Consider the following 22722-nt stretch of genomic DNA (forward strand, 5'->3'; position numbering starts at 1 on the left):
ATATGTTTTGAATGGGAGGTGCGGCGCGTGAAACGGCTGCTGAGTATCCTTTTGGCGGCGGCGCTGCTGACAGGCTGCGGCGGACGGCTGCGGCTGCTGCCCCAGGGCGGGCAGGAAAGCGCCTCTTCCGCTGCGCCCGAAGCCGCCGAAGCCCCCGAACGGGCGCTGGCGGTGTGGGACGAGGGCGGCGCGCTGGACGAGGCGCTGGCCCTCTATGCCGAGGAGCAGGGCGTGCAGGTGGAGCAGGCCGCCGACGCGGCCTCGGCCGCGCTGGCGGTGACCGCCGCTCAGCCGGGCGCGGACACGGCCCTGGACCTGACGCAGCAGGGCGAACTGATGCAGGGCATGGCGGGCGCGCTCACCGGCGGGCAGGAGGGCTGCCACGGGCTGCCCCTGGCAAGCACCGCCTACGGCTATCTGGCCAACGCCGCCAACCTGACGGCGCTGCTGGGGGCGGAGTTCGACCCCGCCGACCTGCAAAAGGCCACCGCCAACCAGTGGCGGGACTTCACAAGCGCGCTGACGGACTGGCTGGCCGCGCCCGCCGAGGCCACCGTGACCCTGAACGGCAAGGAGTACGCCCTGCCCGCCGAAAGACCTGAGGCGCTGGCGGCGCTGGAAGCTGTGTTCACGGTGGCGGACCAGGACCGCTTTGCCGGGCCGGTGCTCGCGCCGGTGCTGGGCACCTGCTACAAGACCGCCGAGGAGGCCGCCGCGGGCGGGCGCACCGACGCCCAGCTGCAGGGCGCGCTGAACAGCCTGTGGACCCTGCTCACCGACGAGGCGGCCAGCCTTGCGGGGGCGGGGGAGAGCGGCGCGGCCCCCGGCCGGGCCGAGGCCCGGGCCGCCTTTGCCGGGGGGAAGGCCCTTTTCTACCGGGCCGGCGCTTCGGAAGCGGCGCTGGCGGGGCTTTCCGCCGAGAGCGCCGTGGTGGTGCCGCTGAAATTCACCTTTGACGACACCGACCTGCACGGCGGCTTTTCACTGGAAGAGCTGACGGACCAGCCGGTGGTCAGGAGCGGCGGCTGGGTGTGCATCCCCGCCGCGGCGGACGAAAGCCAGCAGACCGAGGCCTGCGCCTTCCTGCTGTGGCTCTACGCCAGCGAGACCGGGCGGCAGCTGATGGGCGGCGGTTCGGCCGAGGGCCTGCCGGACCTGTCGGCGGCGCTGAGCGCCGAGACGCTGGCCGCCATCGACGCGGCGGGGGACGAGCTGGCGGGCCTTTCGCAGTTCACCACCGCCGGACGGCGGGCCTTCACCAGCGCGGTGCTGGCAGCCTTACCTTAAAGAGAGGAAGAAGTAAAAATGCGGGAATGCGGCGTTTTGATGCCGGTGTTCAGCCTGCCGGGACCCTACGGCATCGGCTGCTTCGGCAAGGAGGCCTACAACTTCGTGGATTTTCTGGCCGAGGCGGGCCAGCAGGTGTGGCAGATTTTGCCCCTGGCCCCCACCGGCTACGGCGACAGCCCTTACCAGAGCTGTTCCGCCTTTGCCTCGAATCCCTACTTCATCGACCTGGACGACCTGGCCGAGCGGGGCCTTTTGGAAAAAGGGGAGTATGAGCACCTGCCCTGGGGCGGCGGGGCGCGCATCGACTACGGCGCACTCTATCAGCTGCGCTTTGGGGTGCTGCGCAAGGCCGCCGCGCGGTTTTTCGCCTTCCCGGAGGACGACTACTACGCCTTCTGCTTCCTCAACGAGGACTGGCTGGAGGACTACGCCCTCTACATGGCCGCCAAGGGCGAATACCAGATGAAGGGCTGGCAGGAGTGGCCGGAGCCTCTGCGCCGCCGCGAGCCCGCGGCGCTGGAAGCCCTGCGCAACGAGAAGGCGGAAGAGATTTCCTTCTGGAAGTTTTTGCAGTACCAGTGCCACCGCCAGTGGACGGCCCTCAAAGCCTACGCCAATGAGAAGGGCGTGCGCATCCTGGGGGACATGCCCATCTACGTCTCGGCGGACTCCGCCGACGCCTGGGCGGGGGGCGAGATGTTCGAGACCGACGCCGGGGGCAATTTCTCCCGGGTGGCGGGCTGCCCGCCGGACTACTTCTCCGCCGACGGCCAGCTGTGGGGCAACCCCCTCTACGACTGGGCCTGGCACAAGCGCACCGGCTACGCCTGGTGGGTGCGGCGGCTGCGCCACGCGCTGGAGCTGTTCGACGAGGTGCGCATCGACCACTTCCGCGCCTTCGACACCTACTACGCCATCCCCGCCGGCCACACCACCGCCCGAAACGGCGTGTGGGAGCAGGGCCCCGGCACCGAACTGTTCGACGCGCTGAACGCCGCTTTGGGCCGGGTGCCCATCGTGGCCGAGGACCTGGGGCTTTTGTTCGACAGCGTGCGCAAGCTGCTGGCGGACACCGGCCTGCCGGGCATGAAGGTGCTGCAGTTCGCCTTCGACCCTTCCTGCGACAGCGAGTATCTGCCCCACAACCACATCGAGAACTGCGTGGTCTACCCCGGCACCCACGACAACGCCACCCTGGCCGAGTGGCTGACCACCGCCTCCAAGGGCGAACTGGCCAAGGCCAAGGCGTATCTGGGCCTGAACCGCTCCGAGGGCTTTGCCGCCGGCATGCTGCGGGGCACCCTTGCCAGCTGCGCAAGGCTGGCGGTCATCCCCGCGGCGGACTGGCTGGGCCTTGGGGCCGAGGCGCGCATCAACACCCCCGGCGTGGGCCAGGGCAACTGGCAGTGGCGGGCGAAGGCGGGGGCTTTCACCCCGGCGCTGGCGGCGCGGATGCGCCGCGCCTGCGCGCTCTACGGCCGCTGCCCTGCCAAGGCGGAAGAGACCGGCGCAGAGAAATAAAAAAATACATACTCCCCCTTTTTCCGGGCACACTACCGGCAAAGGGGGGAGTTTTTTCATGCAGCGACGCAACGACCAGAACCACGGCGCAAACGACAACGAGGCCGTGCTGAACGAGGTGGTGCGCAACACCGAGATGGGCAAGAACACCACCGAACAGCTCATCCACATCACCGACGACCGGCAGCTGAAGGCCAGCCTTCTGAACCAGCAGCGGCAGTTCCGCCAGCTGAACCAGCGGGCCCACACCGCCCTGGCGGCCCTGGGCACCCACGGCCACGGCCAGGGCAGGATGGCCAAGATGGCGGCCCACATGGGCATCGCCTCCAAGACCATGGCCGACAAGTCCAGCCGCAATCTGGCGGACATGCTCATCCAGGGGGCCACCCAGGGCTACACCGACTGCGAGATGGCCCGCCGGGACCACCCGGACGCCTCCGCCGGCGCGATGCAGCTGCTGGACGAGCTGCAGACGCTGGAGCAGGACATTGCCCGGGAAATGAAAAACTATCTGTGACGGGGCGGGCAGCCGCCCGCCCGGCAAACGTATACAGACGGCAAAGCGCCGCCGCGCCCGGTGTTCGGGGCGCGGCGGCGCTTTTGGTTTTTGGTTCAAAAAGGCGTTCAGTCCAGCCGGGCCAGCATGCCCGCCACGATCCTGGTGGCGGTGGCCACATACTCGGAGATGCTGAATTTCTTGACCACCAGCACCTCGTGGCCCGCCTCGTCGGCGTTGTCGCTCATGGCCCGCAGGATGACGCAGGGCACGCCGTTCTTGGCGGCGATCTGGCTCACCGCCGCGCCCTCCATCTCCACACAGTCGGGGTGCACCTTCTCGGCGATGGCCGCCTTGGTGGCGGAGTCCCCCACGAACTGGTCGCCGGTGGCGATGGTGCCGGCGATGGCCTTCACACCCAGCTCGTCGCAGGCGTCCAGGGCGGCTTTCACCAGCTCCGGGTCGCCCTCGTAGCAGGCGGTGAAGGGGGCGCTCTGGGCGATCATGTCGTCCTCCGCGTCGTGGTAGAGCACCGTTTTGCCCACCACCACGTCGCCGATGCCCACCTTGTCGGTCATGTTGCCGGCAATGCCGGAAAAGATGATGCGGTCGGCCCCGAACCGGGTGACGAGCACCTGCACGGTGGCGGCGGCGTTGGCCTTGCCCATGCCCGCGCAGCACACCACCACCGGCTTTTCGCCCAGCAGGCCCCGGTGGTAGGTCACGCCCGCGTAGGGCTCAACGGTCACGCCGTCCAAAAGAGCGCAAAGCTGCTCCACTTCGTCGGGCATCGCGCCCATAATGGCGGTAATGGTCATTGTTTTCTCCTTTTTAAACGTTGAACAGGAATTCGATGATGTCGCCGTCCTGCACCACATACTCCTTGCCCTCGGTGCGCTGCAGGCCCTTGGCCTTCACGTTGGCCATGTTGTAGTCGCAGGCGGCAAAGTCGTCGTAGCTCACCACGCTGGCGCGGATGAAGCCCCGCTCGAAGTCGGAGTGGATCTTGCCCGCGGCCTGGGGGGCCTTGGTGCCCTTGCGGATGGTCCAGGCGCGGCACTCCTTCTTGCCATCGGTGAGGTAGCTGATGAGGCCCAGCAGCTTGTAGCTGGCCTTGATGAGGTTGTCAAGGCCGGTGGCCTCGATGCCCATCTCCGCCAGAAACTCCTTCTTCTCCTCGGGGGTGTAGTCGGCGATGTCCTCCTCGGTCTTGGCGCAGATGGGGATGCACTCCGCGCCCTCGGCGGCGGCCAGGGCCTTCACCGCCTGATAGTGCTGGTTTGCCTCCATGCCCTCCATCAGGTCGTCCTCGCTCATGTTGGCGGCGTAGATGACGGGCTTTGCGGTGAGCAGGCCCATCTCCTTCATCTGGAGCACCTGGTCCTCGTCGCTCTCGTCGATGGGGAAGGTGCGGGCGTTCTTGCCCTCGCCCAGGTGGGCCTCCAGCTGCTCCAGCCAGGCGGCGGATGCGCCGGCCTTCTTGTCGCCGGTCTTGGCGGCCTTGGCGAACTTGGCGGCGCGGTTGCTCACCACCTCCAGGTCGCTGAGGATGAGCTCGGTGTCGATGGTCTCGATGTCCCGGATGGGGTCCACCGCGCCCTCCACGTGCACGATGTCGGTGCCGTCAAAGCAGCGCACCACATGCACGATGGCGTCGCACTCCCGGATGTTGCCCAAAAACTTGTTGCCCAGGCCCTCGCCCTTGGACGCGCCCTTCACAAGGCCGGCGATGTCCACGAACTCCACGATGGCGGGGGTCTTTTTGTTGGTGTCCCAAATTTCGGCCAGCTTGTCCAGCCGCGCGTCCGGCACGGCCACGATGCCGGTGTTGGGGTCGATGGTGCAGAAGGGGTAGTTTGCCGCCGCAGCGTTCTTGGTGCTGGTGATGGCGTTGAACAGGGTGCTCTTGCCCACGTTGGGCAGGCCCACGATTCCTAATTTCATGGTCTGATTCCTCTTTCCGTGAAAAAACTGCCGGTCAAAAGCCGGAACAGCATAGTCATACAAATATCATTATAGCCCAAACGCCCCGGCGGCGCAAGGGAAAAGGCCGGGCAGCTTCTTGGAAAAAGGGGCCCAGCGTTCTTTTTTTGTCCACAATTGTATTGTATAATAGAGAAAACCGCCCCTTTTCGGGGGCGTGCCATGAGCGGACAGCCGCCGCGCTTCGGGGCGCGGCGGGGAAGGGAACGATATACCATGCCAAGCGAAAAAATTCTTATCGTGGACGACGACCAGAACATCTGCGAACTGCTGCGGCTGTATCTGGCAAAGGAGGGCTACCAGCCCATCATCGCCACCGACGGCGAGGCCGCCGTGGCCGCCTTTGAAAGCCAGAAGCCCAGCCTTGTGCTGCTGGACGTGATGATGCCCAAGATGGACGGCTGGGAGGTCTGCCGGCGCATCCGCGCCGCGGGCGACACGCCGGTCATCATGCTCACCGCCAAGGGCGAGACCTTTGACAAGGTGCTGGGCCTGGAACTGGGGGCGGACGACTATGTGGTCAAGCCCTTCGACACCAAGGAGGTGGTGGCCCGCATCAAGGCGGTGCTGCGCCGCTGCCACGCCGCCGAAAACGGCGACAAGAACGTCATCCAGTTCGAGAACCTCTCGCTGGACATGAGCCAGTATCAGCTGAAGGTGAAGGGCAAGATCGTGGAAGCGCCCCCCAAGGAGCTGGAGCTGCTGGCCTATCTTGCCGGCCACCCCAACCGGGTGTTCACCCGCGACCAGCTGCTGGACGAGGTGTGGGGCTTCGAGTACTACGGCGACTCCCGCACCATCGACGTGCACATCAAGCGCCTGCGGGAGAAGCTGGAGGGAGCCAGCGAAAAATGGAGCCTCAAGACCGTGTGGGGCGTGGGCTACAAGTTTGAAGTAAAGGACTGACCGGGCCATGCGCAAGAGCATCAGCTCCATGTATTTTTCCACCACGGCGGCGCTGCTCATCGTCAGCACCGCCGTGCTGTGCGCCATCCAGATGTATCTGGTGATGGGCTATTTCAAGCAGGACAAAAAGGAATCCCTCAGCGAGGTGGTGTCCATCGTCACCTCCCAGATCCACCTGCGCCAGCAGTCGGAGGGCACCGTGGACGTGGACCCCGCCCTGGCCCAGAAGATCCAGGAGAGCATGGCCCTCATCAGCGAGACCAGCAGCACCATCATCCTGTTCACCGACGAAAACGGCGTGGTGAAGATGTGCAGCGAGGGCACGGGCAGCTCCAACGTGGGGCGGCAGGTGCCGGCGAACATCCTGGCGGCGCTGGCCTCCGGGGGCGGCTATTTTGAGACCGGCACCCTGGGCGGCATGTACTCCTCCGCCTGCCACACCGTGGGCGGCGCGGTGGAGAGCCAGAACGGCCTGCCCCTGGGCTATGTGTTCGCCTCCACCAGCGCGGGCAGCCTGAACATCTTTGTGGGTGACATGTTCTCCAGCTTCGTGCTGGCCGCCGGGCTGATGCTGCTGGCCTCCAGCGTGCTGGCCATCTTCTTCACCACCCGGCTCACCACCCCCATGCGGCGCATCAGCGAGGCCGCCCGCAAGTTCGGCAGCGGCGATTTCAGCGTGCGGGTGCCGGTGGACGGCGACGACGAGGTGGCCCAGCTGGCGGTGACCTTCAACAACATGGCCCGCAACCTGGAGACCATCGACTCCAGCCGCGCCAGCTTCATGGGCAACATCGCCCACGAGCTGCGCACCCCCATGACCAGCATCAAGGGCTTCATCGACGGCATGCTGGACGGCACCATCCCCGACGACATGCGCCAGCACTATCTCGGCCTTGTGAGCCAGGAGGTGGGCCGGCTGACGAGGCTCATCCAGAACATGCTGGACATCTCCAAACTCGAGGCCGGCGAATACCGGGTGAACGCCCAGAGCTACGACGTGTGGGAGAGCCTCACTGGCGTGGTGTTCAGCGCCGAGCAGCGGGTGGAGGACCAGGGCGTGGAGATCCAGGGCCTCGCGCCCCAGAAGACCCTGGTCTACGCCGACCCGGACCTTGTGTATCAGGTGGTCTACAACCTCTTCGACAACGCCCTCAAGTTCACCCCCAAGGGCGGCTACATCCGCTTCTCGGTGCAGAAATCGGGGGGCAATGTCACCGTTTCGGTGGAGAACTCCGGCCAGGGCATCAGCCCCGAGGCGCTGCCCTTCGTCTTTGAGCGCTTTTATAAAGAGGACAAGAGCCGCGGCCTGAACACCAAGGGCAGCGGCCTGGGCCTGCACATCTGCAAGGTGCTCATCGGCCTTTCCGGCGGCAAGATCTGGGCGGAGAGCGAGGAGGGGCGGTTCTGCCGCTTCAGCTTCACCCTGCCCTGCGAAGCTCCCGCCGGCGAAAAGCGCAAGAACCACAAATAAGCCCGCCGCGCTCTGATTTTCAGGGCGCGGTTTTTTGTGCAAAAACCGTGAAAAAGGGCGGCGCCGATTTGCTTTTTCGCCCGGTTTGGGATAAAATAAGCTATATATTGCTTTGTATAAGGGAGAGTTTGCCCATGACCCAACTGAGCGCCTCCATCCTGGCGGCGGATTTTGCGCGTCTGGAACAGGACTGCCGGCGGGTGCTGGCGGCGGGCGCGGACATGCTGCACTTCGACGTGATGGACGGCCACTTCGTGCCCAACATCAGTTTCGGCGTGCCGGTTCTGAAAAGCCTGCATGCCGCGCTGCCCGAGGCCTTTTACGACGTACATCTGATGATCAGCCACCCCTTGCAGTACACGGAGGTGTTCGCAAAGGCGGGGGCGGACCTCATCACCTTCCATCTGGAGAGCGAGGACGACCCCGGCGCGGTGATCGACGCCATCCATGCCGCCGGCTGCAAGGCGGGGCTTTCGGTCAAGCCGGGCACCCCCGCCGGGGCGGTGCTGCCCTATCTGAGCCGGCTGGAGCTGGTGCTGGTGATGAGCGTGGAGCCGGGCTTCGGCGGCCAGAAGTTCATGCCCATGGCGCTGGATAAGCTGGATTTTCTGCGCCAGGCCTGCGCCGAGCGGGGCCTTGCCCCCCTGCTGGAAGTGGACGGCGGCGTGGACGCCGTCACCGGCCCCCAGTGCGTCAGCGCGGGGGCAAACCTGCTGGTGGCAGGCAGCTACCTCTTCGGCGCGAAGGACGCCGCCGAGGCTGCCCGCGCTTTGAAACAAGCCTAAACCGGCCTTTTGGGGGCCGGAGAAAGGAAACCCGATGAGCACAAAACCCAAAGGGATCGCCCCCCTCCACGAGGACCAGGGCACCCACACCGACATCGTTTATATGTGTCTGCCGCTGATCGCCATGGCGGTGTTCTTCTACGGGCCGCGGCCGGCGCTTTTGTGCGCGGTGGCGGTGATCACCGCCAACCTGTGCGACCGGCTGGTGGCGCTGCTGCGCGGCCAGAAATACGAGAAGGGCGAGTGGAGCAGCGAGGCCTTTGCCCTGCTGGTGACCCTGATGATGCCCGCCACCGCCAGCTACTACATGGTCATCATCGGCACCCTGACCGCGGTGCTGGTGGGCAAGGAGGCCTTCGGCGGCTACGGCGCTTACCTCTTCCACCCGGCGGCCGTGGGCTACGCGGTGGTGGCGGTGAGCTGGTCCGGGCGGATGTTCGCCTATCCGGACACCTCCCTCTTCGCCTTCCTGCCGCTGGGGTCGGCGTCCGGCGTGGGCCTGGTGGAAAGCCCCAGCCACATGCTGCGCGAGGGAGGCCTGCCCACCATCGACACGGTGGACCTGGTGCTGGGCAACTACGCCGGCCCCATGGGCACCACCGTGCTGCTGGTCATCCTGGCCTGCGCGCTGTTCCTCATCCACCGGCGGCGGATGGGCCTTGTGGCGCCTTTGGGCTTCATCTTCGCCTGCGCCTTCATGGCCTTCTTCTTCCCGCGGCTGGGGGATCTGGCCTTCGCCGCCCCCTGGGAGCATCTGCTGGAGCGCCTGGACGTGGTGAAGTACGAGATCTGCACCGGCGGCGTGCTCTTCGCGGCGGTGTTCCTCATCAACGACCCGGTCACCCTGCCCAAATCGAACGCCAGCCGCGCGGTCTACGGCCTCGTGCTGGGCGTGGCGACCATGCTCTTCCGCTACTACGGCACCTACGAGACCGGCGTGTGCTTTGCGCTGCTGGCGGTGGGCGCGGTGTCCGGCTGGATGGACCGGGCCGTGCAGCGGGCGATCCATCACAAGGGGGTGGTGCGGCGTGAATACTAAGAAAGCAGTTTACCTGTCGGAGAACATGACCCGCATCGCCCGGCGGGACCGCATCTTTTTGAACAACCCCGTCATCATGCAGGGCATGGGCCTTGCGCCGCTGGTGGTGGCTGCCACCACCGCGCGCAACGCCCTGATGCTGAGCGTGGCGGTCATCCTGCTGCTCACCCCGGTGCGGGTGATCGCGGCGCTGCTGGCCCGCACCGGCTACTACCGGTTCCGGGGCCTCATCTACTGCCTGACCAGCGCCACGGTGTACATCGGCGTGTACTACGCTTTGCAGGCCATCTTTGACGTGGAGATCCTGCATCTGGGCATCTATCTGCCCCTGCTGGTGGTGGAGCCCCTCATCATCAAGCGCTACGAGCGGCCCCAGAAGGAGCGGCTGGTCACGGCCCTCAAAAAGGGCCTGCGCACCACCTGCGGCTATGTGCTGGTGCTGATGCTCATGGGCTGCCTGCGGGAGGTGCTCACCACCGCCACCCTGTTCGACCACGCCATTCCCCGCATCCCCGCCGACCTGTTCCCCATGGCCAGCCTGCCCGCCGGCGGCTTTCTGCTGCTGGGCGTGGTGTGCGCGGTGTGGCGCAGCGCGGTGAACCGCTACAAGAAATATGTGAACATGGAGGCGAAGAGAGGCCAATGAGTGAAGTTTTGAGAGCCTGTGCCGTCTTCTTCCTCTACGCGGCGGCGGCCATGTTCGCTGAAAACGCGGTGTTCAGCCGCGCGCTGGGCGTTTCCCGCCTGGTGAAACTGGTGGACGACTCCACCGTGGACACCCTGGTGTTCGGCGGGCTGATGTGCGCGGTGCAGCTGATCAGCGCGCCGCTGGCCAAGGTGGCCAACCGCCTCATCCAGCCCTTCGAGTTCCGCAGCGCCATCCGCCCGCTGGTGTTCATCCTGTGCAGCGCGGTGGCCTTTGCGGTGGTGCTGGGGCTGGTGCTGCTCATCTTCAAAAGCGCCGCCAAGGACATCGTGGCCGTGCTGCCCATGGCCACCTTCAACAGCGCGGTGCTGGGCGTGATGCTGCTCACCGCCACCCAGGGCTTTTCCTGGGTGCAGACCATGGGCTTTGCCCTGGGCAGCGGCGTGGGCTACACCCTGGCGGTGGTGGTGGTCACCGAGAGCCAGCGCAAGCTGCGCAGCCGGGCGGTGCCCGCCGCCTTCAAAGGGCTGCCCATCACCCTCATCTACATCAGCATCCTGACGCTGGCCATCTACGCCTTTACCGGCCACCGTCTGGCCATCTGACACCCCGCAGGGCGGGGCCAACTCCCCAAAGGAGGCGATCCACATGGCACGAAAAAACATGGGCAAAGTCAAGCGCTACCGCCGCAGCTTTTACAGCGGCGGCCAGCAGCTGCGCCGCATCCTGGGCGCTGTGCTGGCCCTGGCGGCGCTCTTTGCCGCCGGCTGGCTCATCGGCCCGGCGGTCATCGACTTCGGCACCAGCACCTGGTACAGCCTGAAAGAGGGCGGCGGCGAGAGTTCCGGCACTTCCACCGGCACCTCCCAGCCCGCTTCTGAACCGCAGGCCGAGCCGGAGGCAACGCCCGAACCCCAGCCCACGCCGGAACCGGCCATCAACCCGGAGGACGGCGGCTGGGCCTTTGTGAGCATCTCCGGCCTTTCCAGCGCCGAGCAGGCAGCCTCCACCGCCCAGAGCCTTGTGGCGGAAGGGGTGCGCTACGCCGTGGTGCCCTGCAAGGACAGCCAGGGCTACGTCTATTACCAGAGCGGCGTGGCCACCGCCCAGTCCAGCATTTCGGCCACCACCTTTGACGCCGCCGCCGTGCAGGCGCTGAAGGATGCGGGCGTCACCCCGGTGGCCGCCATCTGCGCCTTCCAGGACCCGCTGGCCCCCTATGTGGACCGCAGCCTCGCGGTGCGCTATCAGGACACCGACTACTTCTGGCTGGACGCCGCCGCCGACGCGGGCGGCAAGCCCTGGCTGAACCCCTACTCCGACGGGGCGGTGAGCTACATCACCTCCCTCATCGACGAGGTGCGTGCCATGGGCTTTGAGCAGGTGTGGCTCACCGGCGTGCAGTTCCCCACCACCGCCGGGCGCGACAAGGCCAACTACGGCGACACGGCGGGCGTTTCCATGGGCCAGCGTCTGGCCCAGGTGCTGGAAGGCTGGCAGGCCGGCGGCGACTGCTGGGTGGAATACCCCCTGAGCGAAGTGCTGGCCGGCTCCGACAGCCAGCTGCTGGGCGCTTCCTGCGCCGAGCTGGGCGTGAAGAACCTTGCCATCCGGGTGGACGAAGCCGTCACCGAGGAGCAGCAGCCCCTGCTGGACGCCGCGGTGACCGAGCTGAAAGCGGGCGGCGTTGCCAACATCGCCCTGGTGCAGGGCGACAGCTTCACCCTGCTGTAAAAAAAGAAGGAGGAACGGCAATGGAGCCCTGTTTTGTGCCCGGGCGCATCCTGCTGCCCCAAGAGAACATCCCGGTGAGCCAGTGGGCCTGCCTTGCCTGCGACCAGTTCACCAGCCAGCCGGACTACTGGGAACAGGCCGCCGCCCTGGCGGCGGGCGGGCCCAGCGCGCTGAACATCGTGCTGCCGGAGGTGTATCTGGACAAGGTGGACACCCCCACCCGCATCCGGGCCATCCACGAGACGATGGAGCGCTACCGCGCCGGGGTGCTCACCCGCTGCGTGAACGGCTTTGTCTATGTGGAGCGCACCCAGACCGACGGCAAGGTGCGGCAGGGCCTTGTGGGCCTCATCGACCTGGAACAGTACGACTGGCGGCCGGGGATGAGCCCCGCGGTGCGCCCCACCGAGGGCACCGTGCCCAGCCGCATCCCGCCCCGCCTGGCGGTGCGAAACGGGGCGAGCCTGGAAAGCCCCCACATCCTGATGCTGGCGGACGACGCGGGCCGCACCCTGGTGGAGCCGGTGGCCGCCCAAAAGGACCGGCTGCCCCTTCTCTACGACGGGGAGCTGGCGCTGGGCGGCGGCTTTGTCCGCGGCTGGGCGATGGAGGACCCCGCCCTGCTGGAAGGGGTGGAAGAGGCGCTGGCGGCCCTGGGCAGCCAAAAAACCTTTGACGAAAAATACCCCCAGGCGGCCGGCGCGCCGCCCATGACCCTGGCGGTGGGGGACGGCAACCACAGCCTTGCCACCGCCAAAGCCTTTTGGGAGGCGCTGAAAGCCGGGCTGCCGGAAGACGAGCGGGCTTGCCATCCCGCCCGGTGGTGCCTTGCGGAGGTGTGCAACCTGCACAGCGAGGCCATCGGCTTTGAGCCCATCCACCGGGTGGTGTTCGGCGTGCCGGGGCTGCAGCTGCTGGCCCGCCTCAAGGAGTGGTGCGCGGCCAGAAACATCGCCGTGGACGGCGAAGAGGCCCCCGGCGACCAGGTCATCACCCTGGTGCACGGGGCATGGCGGCGGACCGTGCGCCTTGCGGGCAGCCCCGAGCCCCTTGCGGTGGGCACGGTGGAGGCCTTCCTGGCGGACTACCTGAAACGCAACCCCGCCTCGTCGGTGGACTACATCCACGGTGAGGATGCGGTGGCCGAGCTTTGCGAAGAGGGCAACACCGGCATCCTGCTGCCGCCCTTTGAGAAAGGGGACCTGTTCCGGGGCGTGGTGCTGGGGGGCGCTTTGCCCCGCAAGACCTTCAGCATGGGCCACGCGCGGGACAAGCGCTATTATCTGGAATGCCGGGCCATTTTGTGAGCCCGGCGCTCCTTTGTTTGGTTTTGGAGGAATATGGATTTCAATGAATTGCAACTCATCCGCCCGCTGCTGCGGGCGGTGGAGGAGGCGGGCTATTCCAGCCCCTCGCCCATCCAGCAAAAGGCCATCCCGCCGGTGCTGGCCGGGCGGGACCTGCTGGGCTGCGCCCAGACCGGCACCGGCAAGACGGCGGCCTTCGCGCTGCCCATTCTGCAGCGGCTGAGCCGGACACAGCCCGCCGAAAAGGGCATCCGGGCCCTCATCCTCACCCCCACCCGGGAGCTGGCGCTGCAGATCGACGAGTGCTTTTCGGCCTACGGCAAGTACCTGAAGGTGAGCCACACGGTCATCTTCGGCGGCGTGGGCCAGGCGCCCCAGGTGGCGGCGCTGCAAAAGGGGGTGCAGGTGCTCACCGCCTGCCCCGGGCGGCTGAACGACCTCATCGGGCAGGGCTTTGTGGACCTGTCCCACCTGGAGGTCTTTGTGCTGGACGAGGCGGACCGCATGCTGGACATGGGCTTCATCCACGACGTGAAGAAGGTCATCCGCCAGCTGCCGGCAAAGCGCCAGAACCTTCTGTTCAGCGCTACCATGCCCAAGGAGATCGAGCAGCTGGCGGCGGGCATCCTGCAAAAGCCGGTGAGCGTGAAGGTGGACCCGCCCTCCAGCACGGTGGACCGCATCGACCAGAGCCTCTACCGGGTGGCCAAGGCGGACAAAAAGCGGCTGCTGGCCCTTCTGCTGGCCGACCCGGCGGTGAAGAACGCCCTGGTGTTCAGCCGCACCAAGCACGGGGCCAACGCCATCGCCGCCTTTTTGACCAAGCAGGGCATCGAGGCGGCGGCCATCCACGGCAACAAGAGCCAGAGCGCCCGGGTGGCGGCGCTGGAGGGCTTCAAGTCCGGGCGGCTGAAGGCCCTGGTGGCCACCGACATCGCCGCCCGCGGCATCGACATCAGCGAACTGTCCCACGTGTTCCAGCTGGACCTGCCGGAGGTGCCCGAGACCTATGTGCACCGCATCGGCCGCACCGGCCGGGCGGGGGCCGAGGGCACGGCGGTGGCCTTCTGCAGCCCGGAGGAAGAGGAGTACCTCGCCGCCATCGAAAAGCTCATCCGCAAAAAGATACCCGTGCGCGAAACGCCCGCCCTGCCCCGCCCGGCGCAGCAGGAGGCGGCCCGGAGCGCCCCAACGCCCGCCCCCGCGCCCCGCAAAGAGCCGAAGGCGGAACCGCCAGCCCAACAAAGGGAGGAAGAGAAGATGGAACAGAACGAAAAGCCCGCCCAGGGCCTGTCGGCCAGCGCCAAGCGCCGCCGGCGGCGCCGCCGCGCGGCGGCCTCCGCTGCCGCCGCGGCAGCGGCCCAGAACGGTCAGGCCCCCCAGGGCGGCCAGAACAGCCAGCCCCGCGCCGAGGCCGGCCAGAAGCAGAACAACGGCCAAAAGCCCGGCGCGCCCAGGCAGAACAGCCAAAAGCAGGGCGGCCGGAACGGCCAGAACCGGGGCGAGCGCGCCGCCGCCCCCGCCCGCGGGCCCAAGCAGGCCCCCGCCGCCCGGCCCGTCCGGGAGACCGGGGAGCACAATGCCCGGCGCAGCGAAAAGCCGGCCAAAGCCCCCGCCCGCACCGCGGATGAGGACCCCGGCCTGCTGCTCATCTCCCGCAAGCCGCCGGCGCAGAAGTTCGCCAGCTTCGAGGAGTACATGAAGAGCCGGGGCGGCCCCGGCGCGCCCATCGAGGGCGAAGAGGAATAAAAGCGCCCGCCCCGCCAAAACTGTTGCCGCGGCAACGTGCAGGCGGGGCAGCCGCTGATATAATTAGACCCCGGAACGGCCCGGGAAGGGCAAGGGAAAAAGGAGCGATGAGGAATGAGTGCGATCAAAGCAATGGACGACCTGTGGTGGGTGGGCGTTGAAGACCACGACCTGCGGGTGTTCGACATCGTCATGCACAGCGACTGGGGCACCAGCTACAACGCCTACGCAGTGCGGGGCGCCGAGGGCGTGGCCCTGTTCGAGACGGTGAAGGAGAAATTCTTCGACGAGTATCTGGCCAACCTCAAAGAGGTGTGCAGCCTGGACGAGGTGAAGTACATCGTGGTGGGCCACACCGAGCCCGACCACTCCGGCAGCCTGGAAAAGCTGCTGGACCTGACCCCGAACGCCACCGTGGTGGGCAGCGCCACCGCCATCACCTTCTTGAAGGAGATCGTGAACAAGCCCTTCGTCTCCCGCGCGGTGAAGGAGGGCGACACCATCGACCTGGGCGGGCGCACCCTCACCTTCCTGAGCGTGCCCTTCCTCCACTGGCCGGACAGCATGTACACCTACATCCCCGAGATGAAGGCGCTGTTCACCGTGGACTCCTTCGGCTGCCACTACGCCGACGACCGGGTGTTCAACGACCTCATCGACGGCGACTTCACCGAGGCCTACAAGTACTACTTCGACTGCATCATGGGCCCCTTCAAGCCCTTTGTGCTGAAGGCTCTGGATAAAATCAAGCCCCTGGACATCCAGTTCATCGGCAACGGCCACGGCCCGGTGCTGCGCGCCAACATCCCCCACTATCTGGAGCTCTACCGCCAGTGGGCCACCCCGGTGGTGGTGCCCGCCGACGAGCGGAGGGTGGCCATCGCCTATGTCTCCGCCTACGGCTACACCAAGCAGCTGGCCGGGGTCATCGCCGACGCGCTGGCCGAGGGCGGCGTGAAGCATGTGGAGCTCTACGACCTGGTGGAGTGCGATCTTGAGACCGCCCGCGCCGCGGTGCAGACCGCCGACGGCTTTTTGCTGGGCAGCCCCACCCTGGTGGGCGACGCCCTGCCCCCCATCTACGAGATGCTGGTGGGCCTGAACCCCATCATCCACAAGGGCAAGCCCGCGGGCGCTTTCGGCAGCTACGGCTGGAGCGGCGAGGCGGTGCCCAAGCTCACCGCCCAGATGCAGGCCATCGGCCTCGCGCTGCCGGTGGAGGGCCTGAAGGTGCGCTTCAAGCCCAGCGAGGCCCAGCTGGCCGAGGCGCGGCAGTTCGGTCTGGACTTTGCCGCCGCGGTGCTGGCGTAAACATGGACAAAGCGTCCCGGCCCCCGAAAAGGGGCCGGGACGCTTTTCTTTTGAGTTTCAGCGCCGGCGCAAAGCGAAGGCGGTGGCCAGGGCCAGCAGGCCGGTGGTGAGGATGGTGGAGGCCCAGATGAGGGTGTTGCCGTCGGAGAGGATCTGCACGATGGACAGCACCGACGCCAGGATGGACACGATGCCGAACAGGGTAATGAGGTTGATGACCGTCTCGCTGCGGGCGTGCTCCAGCTCCTGCTGGTGGGCGGCAAGGATGTCCAGCTTGGCGCTCACGTCCGCCACGGCGGTTTCCACGTCGTTCACCGCCAGAAGATTCGCAAAAATTTGTTTGACGTTGTGCCAGCGGGAGAGGTTGGCCGGGGCCGCCGTGCCGAAGGCGCGGAAGTTCAGCAGCAGGTTTTTCAGCTCCCGCAGCTCCTTCATGCGGCCTTTCTTCAGCCGGGCCATCAATTCGGTGAACCGCAGGCAGGTGTATTTTTCATAGAGGGCCAGCAGCACCACCGGCAGCCCGTCCTCCGCCTGCACCGCGAGCTGGGCCGCCAGGTCCAGCGCCGGGTCCGCCACCACATAGGAGATGGTCTGGCTGGCCACGCAGCACCCCCAGCGGTAGGCGTTTTTGTCCCGGTTGCGGGCGGCGAACACATAGCGGATGTCCTCCTCCGCCGCGTCCTCCATGGGGGCGTCGGGCTCCACCATCTTGTGCAGGTTGAAGGTGACGGCGCGCATCTCCTCCAGCGTGTCGAACCATTCGGGGGCGAGGGTGAAGGTGTAGACGTAGGCGTCCAGCAGGTAGGAGGAGGGCCCGTCGAAGAATTTTTGCAGGCCCAGGGGCCCCAGCAGGCCGTCCAGCCAGCCTTCCAGCGAAAAGGCGCGGCTTTGGCCCGCTTCGTCCAGCCGGAAGAACGCGGCGCTGCTGCTGGCCCAGCCGGGGTTGCAGATGGCCGCCAGCGTCTCCATGCTGGGGAAGGTGAGGGAAAGGCAGAGAAAGGCCACCCGGGTGTTGAACACATACAGGCGGGCCTCTTCCAGCGAAAAATCGAACTCCCGCCCGCCGGAGCGCACCTTCAGCGCGCCCGCGCGCCCGCCGCCCAGCGACGCCCAGAGCGCCTGCCGTGGCAGCACGCGGCCCCAGCCCACCGAGGCGGGGGAAGCAGGGTCGAACATGGCCTTGATGTTCTCGTTCACGTCGGCGGTGGTCACCGGCGCGGGCTCGCCCAGCGCCTCCAGCCGGGCGCGGCCCAGCCGGTCGGGGTCGTATTTCAGCGGCAGGATGAGGAAGCCGCCGAAGGCGGGCGAAGCCTGTTTTGCATCGTTCATAAAGCCATCTCCCCTTTTTTGCAAATTATACCAGACGCCGCCCTCTTTCGCAACGAACTCTACGCTTCGTGGGTGGTTTTTGGGGGCAAGGCGCGGTACAATAGCGGCAGGAAGGAGGCCGGAAAAATGGATCAGGCAAAAACCGGGCGGTTCATCGCCGCCCGGCGCAAGGAGCTGGGCCTCACCCAGCGGCAGCTGGCGGAGCGGCTTTCTATCAGCGACAAGACCGTCTCAAAATGGGAGTGCGGCGGCGGCCTGCCAGAGGTGGGCCTGATGCTGCCCCTGTGCGAGGCGCTGGGCGTTTCGGTGAACGAACTGCTGGCGGGCCGCCGGGTGGAGGAAGAGGAATATAAGGAACAGGCGGAGGCGAACATGATGGACCTTGTGCGTCAGAATCAGGAGAACAAAAAGCGGATGGTGCTGTCGGTCATCTGCGGGTCGGTGACGGTGGTGGCGGTGTGCGCGCTCACCATCATCGCCAGCTTCCTGCCGCTGCCCGCGGCGGCGCGCCTGGCGGTGCTGGCGCTGGCCCTCGTCACGGCGGCGGCGGGCATCGGCGGCGCGGCGGTGCTGGGCGCGGGGGCGGGCTGGTACCAGTGCCCGGCCTGCGGGGCGCTGTTCGTGCCCACCATGGCGGAGTATGTAAAGGGCTATCACACCCTCACCCGCCGCAAACTCACCTGCCCGGAATGCGGCAGGCGCGGCATGTGCCGCCGCCGGGTGGCGCGCTGAACGAAGAAAAGGGGAGGCCCCGGCCGGGGCCTCCCCTTTTCTTCGTTCAAAGGTCGTCCGCGTCCTGGGTGGGGCGCTCGTCCTCGTCGTTCGCCGGAGTGCCGGTGTAGCTGCCCAGCGGGTCGTGGTCGCTGGAACGGGCGGCTTTGACCACCTTGCGCACCATCTTGGGCAGCACGTTGTCCTTTTCCTTTTTCATGCCGTTCCCCCTTTTTTCCGCTCCTCTGCATATAGCCTGCCCGGGCGGCCCATGCTACATGCACATCCCTGTGTTGGCAAAAGGAGGGGGAGCACCCATGCGCCGATCCGGCCCGCGGGCCTTCTGGCTTTCGTTTTTTCTCACACTGGCCATTCTGATGCCCCTTTTGGGGGCCTTTGTGTTCTATTCCGCCTGGCAGGAGCGGGCTTCGGAGCCCGCGGCCCGGTCGCAAAGCGGGGTGCCTGTGCAGCGGCCCACGTCGGCCAACGACCTGACGGTGCTGGTGGCGGTGGCGGCGGAGGAACCGGCCTTTCTGCTGGTGCGGCTGAACGCCATCGACGCCGCCGTGACCCTGTGCCCGGTGCCCGCCGAGAGCGTGCTGCTGGGGCCGGGAGGCACCGTGCTTTTGGCGGACAGCTACGCCAGCGCCGGGCCTGCCCGGGCGGCCCAGCTGCTGGGCGGCACGCTGAACATTTCCATCGACCGGTATCTGGCCATCACGCCGGGCAGCCTGGGCCAGGTGTGGGGGGACCTGGAGGACCCCCGGGTGAACCTGACCGGCCTGCTGGAGCAAAGCGAGCTGGAGAGCCTGGGCCTTTCGGAGAGCCCGGTGCTCTCCCTTTCGCCGGAGGAGGCCACCGCCTTCATCGCTGCGCTGGACCTGCCGGTGGCCCGCGAGGCCCGGCTGCGGGGCGCAGTGTGGCAGGCGGCGCTGCGCCAGCAGCTGGAAGAACTGCCCACCGCCCTGCCCGCCGGGCTGCGGGCGGTGAGCGGCAGCCTGCTCACCGACCTTTCCGCCGCCGACCTCTACGACTTGGCGGACACCCTCACCTGGCTGGCCAAGGAGAACGCCGAGGTCACCGCCGAAACGGTGCCCGGCCGCTATGACAAAGAGAGCCGCCGCTACGACTTCGCCCAGGACAGCATCGCCTTCGCCACCCGGCTGTTCCCGGCGGCGGAAGGGACCGAAGCCTCGCCCGCGCCCTCCGCCTCGGCCGCCGTGTCCGACCCGCTGGAGCCGGAAGCGACGGTCAGCCCGGCCACGCAGCCCTGAGGGCCGCGGCGGCGGCCTCCACCTGGTCGTCCGCCAGCGCGCCGTAGCCCACCACCACCGTGCGGGGCGGGCAGAGCTCCGGCCGGGCCAGATAATAGTCCGACAGGCCCGCCAGCCGCACCCCCGCGGCGGCGGCCCGCTCCACCATCTCCTTTTCGCCGGGGCCGTCGGTCAGCTGCAAGAGGAAGTGCAGCCCGGTGTGCCGCCCGTGAAAGCGCACCCGCTCGGGGCCCAGGGCCTTTTCCAGCGCGGCGGTGAGGGCCTGCATCCGCGCCCGGTAGCGGCCTCTGGCCCGGGCCAGCTGGCGGGAAAAGTGGCCCTCGTCCATATAGATGGCCAGGGTCTGCTGCTCGAAGCGGCTGACGGTGGAGGAATAGCCCCCGAAGGCCGCCCCGAACCGGCTGAGCAGAGGCAGGGGCAGCACCATGTAGGCGATGCGGATACTGGGGGCGAGGCTGCGGGAGAAGGTGGAAAGATAGATGACCGGCCCCTCCCGCCCGGCCATGCCCTGCAGGCTGGGCAGGGGGCGCACGTCAAAGCGGAACTCGGAGTCATAGTCGTCCTCGATGATGTACCGCCCCGGCGCGGCGGCGGCCCAGTTCAGCAGCTTGGTGCGCCGGCCCACCGGCATCACCGCCCCGGTGGGGAACTGGTGGCTGGGGGTCACATACACCAGCCGTGCCCCCGCCGCCGCCAGAGCGTCCGGGTCCAGCCCCTGTTCATCCACCGCCACCGGCACGCAGCGGATGCCGTTGTTGTGCAGAATGCGCCGGGTGCGGGCGTAGCCGGGGTTTTCCAGCGCGGTGATGGAGCTGCCCACCACCCGCGCCAGCAGGCTCATCAGATACTCCACGCCCGCGCCCACCACGATCTGGTCGGGGGTGCAGTCCACCCCGCGCCAGGCCCGCAGATGCCGCGCGATGGCCGCCCGCAGCTCCTCGTCGCCCCGGCCCTCGCCGTGGGCCAGCAGGCCGGGGCGGCTGTAGAGCAGCTCCTTCTGGATACGCGCCCAGGTGCGGAAGGGGAAGAGGCCGGTGTCCACCCCGCCGGTGGAGAGGTCGAAGGCCCAGCTCCGCGCCGGGGCCGCCGTGCGGGCGGGGCGCAGGTCCGGGGTGGGGGCCGCCGGGGCCAGGGGCCGCTGGTAGGGCCGCACGTAATAGCCCGACCGGGGCCGCGCCTCCAGCCAGCCCTCCGCCGCCAGCATCTGATAAGCCCCGTCCACCGTGTTCACGCTCACCCCCAGCTGCCCCGCCAGGGTGCGCTTGCCGGGCATCTTTTCCCCCGCGGCCAGCTGGCCGGAGCGTATCTGGGCCGTCACCGCCCGGTAGAGCTGCTGGTAGAGCGGGCCGTCCTTTTTCGGCGAGAAGGTGATCTGAAGCATGCTTTCTGCCCCCTTTTCCTCAAACTGACCCCATAAAAAATATTTTTTCTGGATATTTCAATAGAATCAGTCCGGCGTATAATGGTAGCATAGACCGCGGGGGACACAAAGTCAAGGGCTTTTGGCCCGCCCGCAAAAAGAGGGGGATACATATGGAGAAGAAATATTGGAGCGTGCAGCGGCTGGCGGTGTTCGGCGTGATGAGCGCGCTGGTGTTCACATCCAGCTGGATGCAGATCCCCATCGGGGATGTGAGCCGCGTCCACCTGGGCAACGGCTTCTGCGCCCTGACCGGCCTGTTGTTCGGGCCGTGGGTGGGCGGCCTTGCCAGCGGCGTGGGCAGCATGCTGTTCGACTTCACCAACCCGATGTACATCGCCGAGAGCTGGATCACCTTTTTGACCAAGTTCGCCATCGGCTTTCTGGCGGGGCTCATCTCCTGGGGCGGCCTGAAGCAGAAGTCCGCCGCCGTCCACACCCTGGGGCGGGACATCGCCGGCGCGGTGGTGGGCGTTCTGGCCTATGTGGCGCTCTACATGGGCAAGAGCTTCATCGTGATGTACTGCATCGAGCGCCAGACCCTGGGCGCGGTGCAGGTGCAGATGCTTACCAAGCTGGCCAGCAGTATGGTGAACGCGGTGGCGGGCGCCATCGTGGCGGTGCTCTTGGCAAAGGCGCTGCGTCCGGCGCTGCACCGGGCGGGGCTGTTTGCCCGGGAAATGTGAACCGAGACAAAAAAGAAGGCTCCTTGCAAGGAGCCTTCTTTTTTTGCGTCAGAAACCGGGCAGCACCGGGTCGTCCAGCCGGGCGGTGATGGCGAAGGGCCGCTGGTCGGCTTTGTGCACCTCGTCCCCCGGCTCCGGCCCGCCCAGCAGAAAGGGCGAGGCCGGGTCGTGGAGGCAGTAGTTTTTCTGGGCAAGGCGGGGGTCGGTGTTGGCGTAGCAGTAGCGGCAGCCGTTGGGGCAGCTGTCGTAAGCGCCGATGTCCCTTGTCTCGATGCAGTGGCAGCCGGGCCGCATACCCCGGTGCGCCCGCTCCTTGAACACCACGCCGTTGGCTTTGCCCAATGTCTCCAGCGTCATGCAGCCGGAGGGGCGGATGCCAAAGGGGGAAAAGTCCTGGTCGGTGCCGCAAATTTGCAGGGGCATACCGTACCTTGCGGCGATGGCCCCCAGGCCCGCCGCCAGCTCCCGCCGCTGGGCGGGCAAGACCGGGCGCAGTTCGGGCATGTTCACCGCCAGCTTGCGGTACATCTCCACAAAGCTGAAGATGCACTTATCCACGAAGGGGGCCAGCTCCCGGGCCATGGCCCCGAAGGTCTCCAGGTGGCGGGGGATGGTGTAGTCCTTCGTGAGCAGCACCGGGTCGTAGCGCCAGGCCACCCGCTGGCGCCCCACCTGGGCGGAGAGAGCTTTCAGCGTTTCCATGCCCGCCTCGATGGGGGGCACGCCGGGCTCGACGTCCTTGCCGTAGGCGGTGATGGTGTAGAAGAAATAGGCGGGGAAGCGGTCGGTCACCTCATGCAGCCGGGGCAGGATGGGGCGGTAGTCCTTGGAGCAGAACACCACGCAGTCCACCTTGTCCGGGGAGAGGTCGTAGCGGGTGACCAGATGGGGATAGCGGGGGTTGCGCACCAGCACATACCCCTCTTCAAAGCGGCGCAGCAGCCAATCGGAATAATACTGCACGGTGTCGGTGCGCCCGCCGGTCTGGATGATCGTGGCCCTCAGCCTCCCCCAAAAAGTTTTCGCGGCGGGCAGGCCCCGCCGTGCGCTTTTTAATTATAGCG

The 22722-nt window shown here is 67.1% G+C and carries 22 protein-coding genes; 16 read left to right on the forward strand and 6 right to left on the reverse strand.

What is annotated here, in order from left to right; all coding sequences use genetic code 11:
* The first annotated feature begins 27 nt into the window (after positions 1–27).
* Genes ACMI1Q_RS08625 through ACMI1Q_RS08635 form a run of 3 tightly spaced genes read left to right on the forward strand, consistent with a single transcriptional unit; the run spans position 28 to position 3328 of the window.
* Positions 28–1287 carry a hypothetical protein gene (locus ACMI1Q_RS08625; RefSeq protein WP_419503487.1) on the forward strand — a complete coding sequence of 420 codons (1260 nt, stop codon included), beginning with the start codon at positions 28–30 and terminating at the stop codon, positions 1285–1287.
* A gap of 18 nt (positions 1288–1305) precedes the next feature.
* Positions 1306–2811, forward strand: a complete 1506-nt coding sequence (gene malQ, locus ACMI1Q_RS08630) for a 4-alpha-glucanotransferase (RefSeq protein WP_419503488.1) — start codon at positions 1306–1308, stop codon at positions 2809–2811.
* 58 nt (positions 2812–2869) lie between these two features.
* On the forward strand, positions 2870–3328 hold the full coding sequence (locus ACMI1Q_RS08635; protein WP_394980443.1) for a hypothetical protein: 459 nt from the start codon (positions 2870–2872) through the stop codon (positions 3326–3328).
* 107 nt (positions 3329–3435) lie between these two features.
* Here the strand turns inward: ACMI1Q_RS08635 and ACMI1Q_RS08640 are convergent, their stop codons facing one another.
* Both ACMI1Q_RS08640 and ychF read right to left on the reverse strand, forming a co-directional pair.
* Complete coding sequence (locus ACMI1Q_RS08640) at positions 3436–4125, reverse strand: 5'-methylthioadenosine/adenosylhomocysteine nucleosidase (protein ID WP_419503489.1); 690 nt, start codon at positions 4123–4125, stop codon at positions 3436–3438.
* A gap of 13 nt (positions 4126–4138) precedes the next feature.
* Positions 4139–5251: a redox-regulated ATPase YchF gene (gene ychF / locus ACMI1Q_RS08645; protein WP_177522448.1), complete on the reverse strand. Its 1113-nt coding sequence runs from the start codon at positions 5249–5251 to the stop codon at positions 4139–4141.
* A gap of 255 nt (positions 5252–5506) precedes the next feature.
* On the opposite strand from ychF, the gene ACMI1Q_RS08650 reads away from it, so the two are divergent.
* The 10 genes from ACMI1Q_RS08650 (at position 5507) to ACMI1Q_RS08695 (ending at position 16238) form a co-directional block, all read left to right on the forward strand.
* Positions 5507–6196 (forward strand): response regulator transcription factor, encoded by a 690-nt coding sequence (locus tag ACMI1Q_RS08650; protein WP_177521260.1) that lies wholly within the window; start codon positions 5507–5509, stop codon positions 6194–6196.
* Positions 6197–6203: 7 nt separating this feature from the next.
* Entirely contained in the window at positions 6204–7667 is a 1464-nt protein-coding gene (locus tag ACMI1Q_RS08655) for a sensor histidine kinase (RefSeq protein ID WP_419503490.1), read from the forward strand.
* A gap of 134 nt (positions 7668–7801) precedes the next feature.
* Complete coding sequence (gene rpe / locus ACMI1Q_RS08660) at positions 7802–8452, forward strand: ribulose-phosphate 3-epimerase (protein WP_177521262.1); 651 nt, start codon at positions 7802–7804, stop codon at positions 8450–8452.
* Between the two features lie 34 nt (positions 8453–8486).
* Entirely contained in the window at positions 8487–9491 is a 1005-nt protein-coding gene (locus ACMI1Q_RS08665) for an RnfABCDGE type electron transport complex subunit D (protein ID WP_419503491.1), read from the forward strand.
* Entirely contained in the window at positions 9481–10137 is a 657-nt protein-coding gene (locus ACMI1Q_RS08670; protein ID WP_419503492.1) for an Rnf-Nqr domain containing protein, read from the forward strand. Before ACMI1Q_RS08665 ends, ACMI1Q_RS08670 begins: the two co-directional genes overlap by 11 nt.
* Complete coding sequence (locus tag ACMI1Q_RS08675) at positions 10134–10742, forward strand: Rnf-Nqr domain containing protein (RefSeq protein WP_177521264.1); 609 nt, start codon at positions 10134–10136, stop codon at positions 10740–10742. Before ACMI1Q_RS08670 ends, ACMI1Q_RS08675 begins: the two co-directional genes overlap by 4 nt.
* 43 nt (positions 10743–10785) lie before the next feature.
* Positions 10786–11871 carry a putative glycoside hydrolase gene (locus ACMI1Q_RS08680; RefSeq protein WP_419503493.1) on the forward strand — a complete coding sequence of 362 codons (1086 nt, stop codon included), beginning with the start codon at positions 10786–10788 and terminating at the stop codon, positions 11869–11871.
* A gap of 20 nt (positions 11872–11891) precedes the next feature.
* Positions 11892–13178 (forward strand): DUF1015 domain-containing protein, encoded by a 1287-nt coding sequence (locus tag ACMI1Q_RS08685; RefSeq protein WP_419503494.1) that lies wholly within the window; start codon positions 11892–11894, stop codon positions 13176–13178.
* Between the two features lie 33 nt (positions 13179–13211).
* Positions 13212–14927, forward strand: a complete 1716-nt coding sequence (locus tag ACMI1Q_RS08690; protein ID WP_419503495.1) for a DEAD/DEAH box helicase — start codon at positions 13212–13214, stop codon at positions 14925–14927.
* 114 nt (positions 14928–15041) lie between these two features.
* Positions 15042–16238, forward strand: coding sequence for an FprA family A-type flavoprotein (locus tag ACMI1Q_RS08695; protein ID WP_419503496.1), 1197 nt, complete (start codon positions 15042–15044; stop codon positions 16236–16238).
* A gap of 57 nt (positions 16239–16295) precedes the next feature.
* On the opposite strand, the gene ACMI1Q_RS08700 is transcribed toward ACMI1Q_RS08695, so the two are convergent.
* Positions 16296–17567, reverse strand: a complete 1272-nt coding sequence (locus tag ACMI1Q_RS08700) for a hypothetical protein (protein WP_419503497.1) — start codon at positions 17565–17567, stop codon at positions 16296–16298.
* 126 nt (positions 17568–17693) lie between these two features.
* Between ACMI1Q_RS08700 and ACMI1Q_RS08705 the strand changes: the two genes are divergently transcribed.
* A complete protein-coding gene (locus ACMI1Q_RS08705) occupies positions 17694–18299 on the forward strand; it encodes a helix-turn-helix domain-containing protein (protein WP_419503498.1) in 606 nt (201 codons plus the stop codon).
* Between the two features lie 46 nt (positions 18300–18345).
* On the opposite strand, the gene ACMI1Q_RS08710 is transcribed toward ACMI1Q_RS08705, so the two are convergent.
* A complete protein-coding gene (locus ACMI1Q_RS08710; RefSeq protein WP_419503499.1) occupies positions 18346–18498 on the reverse strand; it encodes a hypothetical protein in 153 nt (50 codons plus the stop codon).
* 97 nt (positions 18499–18595) lie between these two features.
* On the opposite strand from ACMI1Q_RS08710, the gene ACMI1Q_RS08715 reads away from it, so the two are divergent.
* Positions 18596–19552 (forward strand): hypothetical protein, encoded by a 957-nt coding sequence (locus tag ACMI1Q_RS08715; RefSeq protein ID WP_419503500.1) that lies wholly within the window; start codon positions 18596–18598, stop codon positions 19550–19552.
* On the opposite strand, the gene ACMI1Q_RS08720 is transcribed toward ACMI1Q_RS08715, so the two are convergent.
* Complete coding sequence (locus ACMI1Q_RS08720; RefSeq protein ID WP_419503501.1) at positions 19530–20933, reverse strand: PLP-dependent aminotransferase family protein; 1404 nt, start codon at positions 20931–20933, stop codon at positions 19530–19532. The two genes, ACMI1Q_RS08715 and ACMI1Q_RS08720, sit on opposite strands and share 23 nt — an antisense overlap.
* 152 nt (positions 20934–21085) lie before the next feature.
* Between ACMI1Q_RS08720 and ACMI1Q_RS08725 the strand changes: the two genes are divergently transcribed.
* Positions 21086–21658: an ECF transporter S component gene (locus tag ACMI1Q_RS08725; protein WP_419503502.1), complete on the forward strand. Its 573-nt coding sequence runs from the start codon at positions 21086–21088 to the stop codon at positions 21656–21658.
* A gap of 48 nt (positions 21659–21706) precedes the next feature.
* On the opposite strand, the gene ACMI1Q_RS08730 is transcribed toward ACMI1Q_RS08725, so the two are convergent.
* The gene (locus ACMI1Q_RS08730; RefSeq protein ID WP_419503541.1) at positions 21707–22693 is read right to left on the reverse strand and encodes a DUF1848 domain-containing protein; all 987 of its coding nucleotides are present in this window, start codon (positions 22691–22693) and stop codon (positions 21707–21709) included.
* Between the last annotated feature and the right edge of the window lie 29 nt (positions 22694–22722).

The sequence above is a fragment of the Candidatus Allofournierella excrementavium genome, from assembly GCF_048526665.1.
Classification (GTDB): domain Bacteria; phylum Bacillota; class Clostridia; order Oscillospirales; family Ruminococcaceae; genus Allofournierella_A; species Allofournierella_A excrementavium.

What these genes read in the sequence shown, in the direction of transcription:
- ACMI1Q_RS08635 (WP_394980443.1), top strand. Translation starts at nt 2,870, where the DNA reads ATGCAGCGACGCAACGACCAGAACCACGGCGCAAACGACAACGAGGCC.
- ACMI1Q_RS08680 (WP_419503493.1), top strand. Translation starts at nt 10,786, where the DNA reads ATGGCACGAAAAAACATGGGCAAAGTCAAGCGCTACCGCCGCAGCTTT.
- ACMI1Q_RS08650 (WP_177521260.1), top strand. Translation starts at nt 5,507, where the DNA reads ATGCCAAGCGAAAAAATTCTTATCGTGGACGACGACCAGAACATCTGC.
- ACMI1Q_RS08725 (WP_419503502.1), top strand. Translation starts at nt 21,086, where the DNA reads ATGGAGAAGAAATATTGGAGCGTGCAGCGGCTGGCGGTGTTCGGCGTG.
- ACMI1Q_RS08655 (WP_419503490.1), top strand. Translation starts at nt 6,204, where the DNA reads ATGCGCAAGAGCATCAGCTCCATGTATTTTTCCACCACGGCGGCGCTG.
- ychF (WP_177522448.1), bottom strand. Translation starts at nt 5,251, where the DNA reads ATGAAATTAGGAATCGTGGGCCTGCCCAACGTGGGCAAGAGCACCCTG.
- ACMI1Q_RS08720 (WP_419503501.1), bottom strand. Translation starts at nt 20,933, where the DNA reads ATGCTTCAGATCACCTTCTCGCCGAAAAAGGACGGCCCGCTCTACCAG.
- ACMI1Q_RS08685 (WP_419503494.1), top strand. Translation starts at nt 11,892, where the DNA reads ATGGAGCCCTGTTTTGTGCCCGGGCGCATCCTGCTGCCCCAAGAGAAC.
- ACMI1Q_RS08675 (WP_177521264.1), top strand. Translation starts at nt 10,134, where the DNA reads ATGAGTGAAGTTTTGAGAGCCTGTGCCGTCTTCTTCCTCTACGCGGCG.
- ACMI1Q_RS08665 (WP_419503491.1), top strand. Translation starts at nt 8,487, where the DNA reads ATGAGCACAAAACCCAAAGGGATCGCCCCCCTCCACGAGGACCAGGGC.
- malQ (WP_419503488.1), top strand. Translation starts at nt 1,306, where the DNA reads ATGCGGGAATGCGGCGTTTTGATGCCGGTGTTCAGCCTGCCGGGACCC.
- ACMI1Q_RS08715 (WP_419503500.1), top strand. Translation starts at nt 18,596, where the DNA reads ATGCGCCGATCCGGCCCGCGGGCCTTCTGGCTTTCGTTTTTTCTCACA.
- rpe (WP_177521262.1), top strand. Translation starts at nt 7,802, where the DNA reads ATGACCCAACTGAGCGCCTCCATCCTGGCGGCGGATTTTGCGCGTCTG.
- ACMI1Q_RS08710 (WP_419503499.1), bottom strand. Translation starts at nt 18,498, where the DNA reads ATGAAAAAGGAAAAGGACAACGTGCTGCCCAAGATGGTGCGCAAGGTG.
- ACMI1Q_RS08640 (WP_419503489.1), bottom strand. Translation starts at nt 4,125, where the DNA reads ATGACCATTACCGCCATTATGGGCGCGATGCCCGACGAAGTGGAGCAG.
- ACMI1Q_RS08695 (WP_419503496.1), top strand. Translation starts at nt 15,042, where the DNA reads ATGAGTGCGATCAAAGCAATGGACGACCTGTGGTGGGTGGGCGTTGAA.
- ACMI1Q_RS08705 (WP_419503498.1), top strand. Translation starts at nt 17,694, where the DNA reads ATGGATCAGGCAAAAACCGGGCGGTTCATCGCCGCCCGGCGCAAGGAG.
- ACMI1Q_RS08700 (WP_419503497.1), bottom strand. Translation starts at nt 17,567, where the DNA reads ATGAACGATGCAAAACAGGCTTCGCCCGCCTTCGGCGGCTTCCTCATC.
- ACMI1Q_RS08690 (WP_419503495.1), top strand. Translation starts at nt 13,212, where the DNA reads ATGGATTTCAATGAATTGCAACTCATCCGCCCGCTGCTGCGGGCGGTG.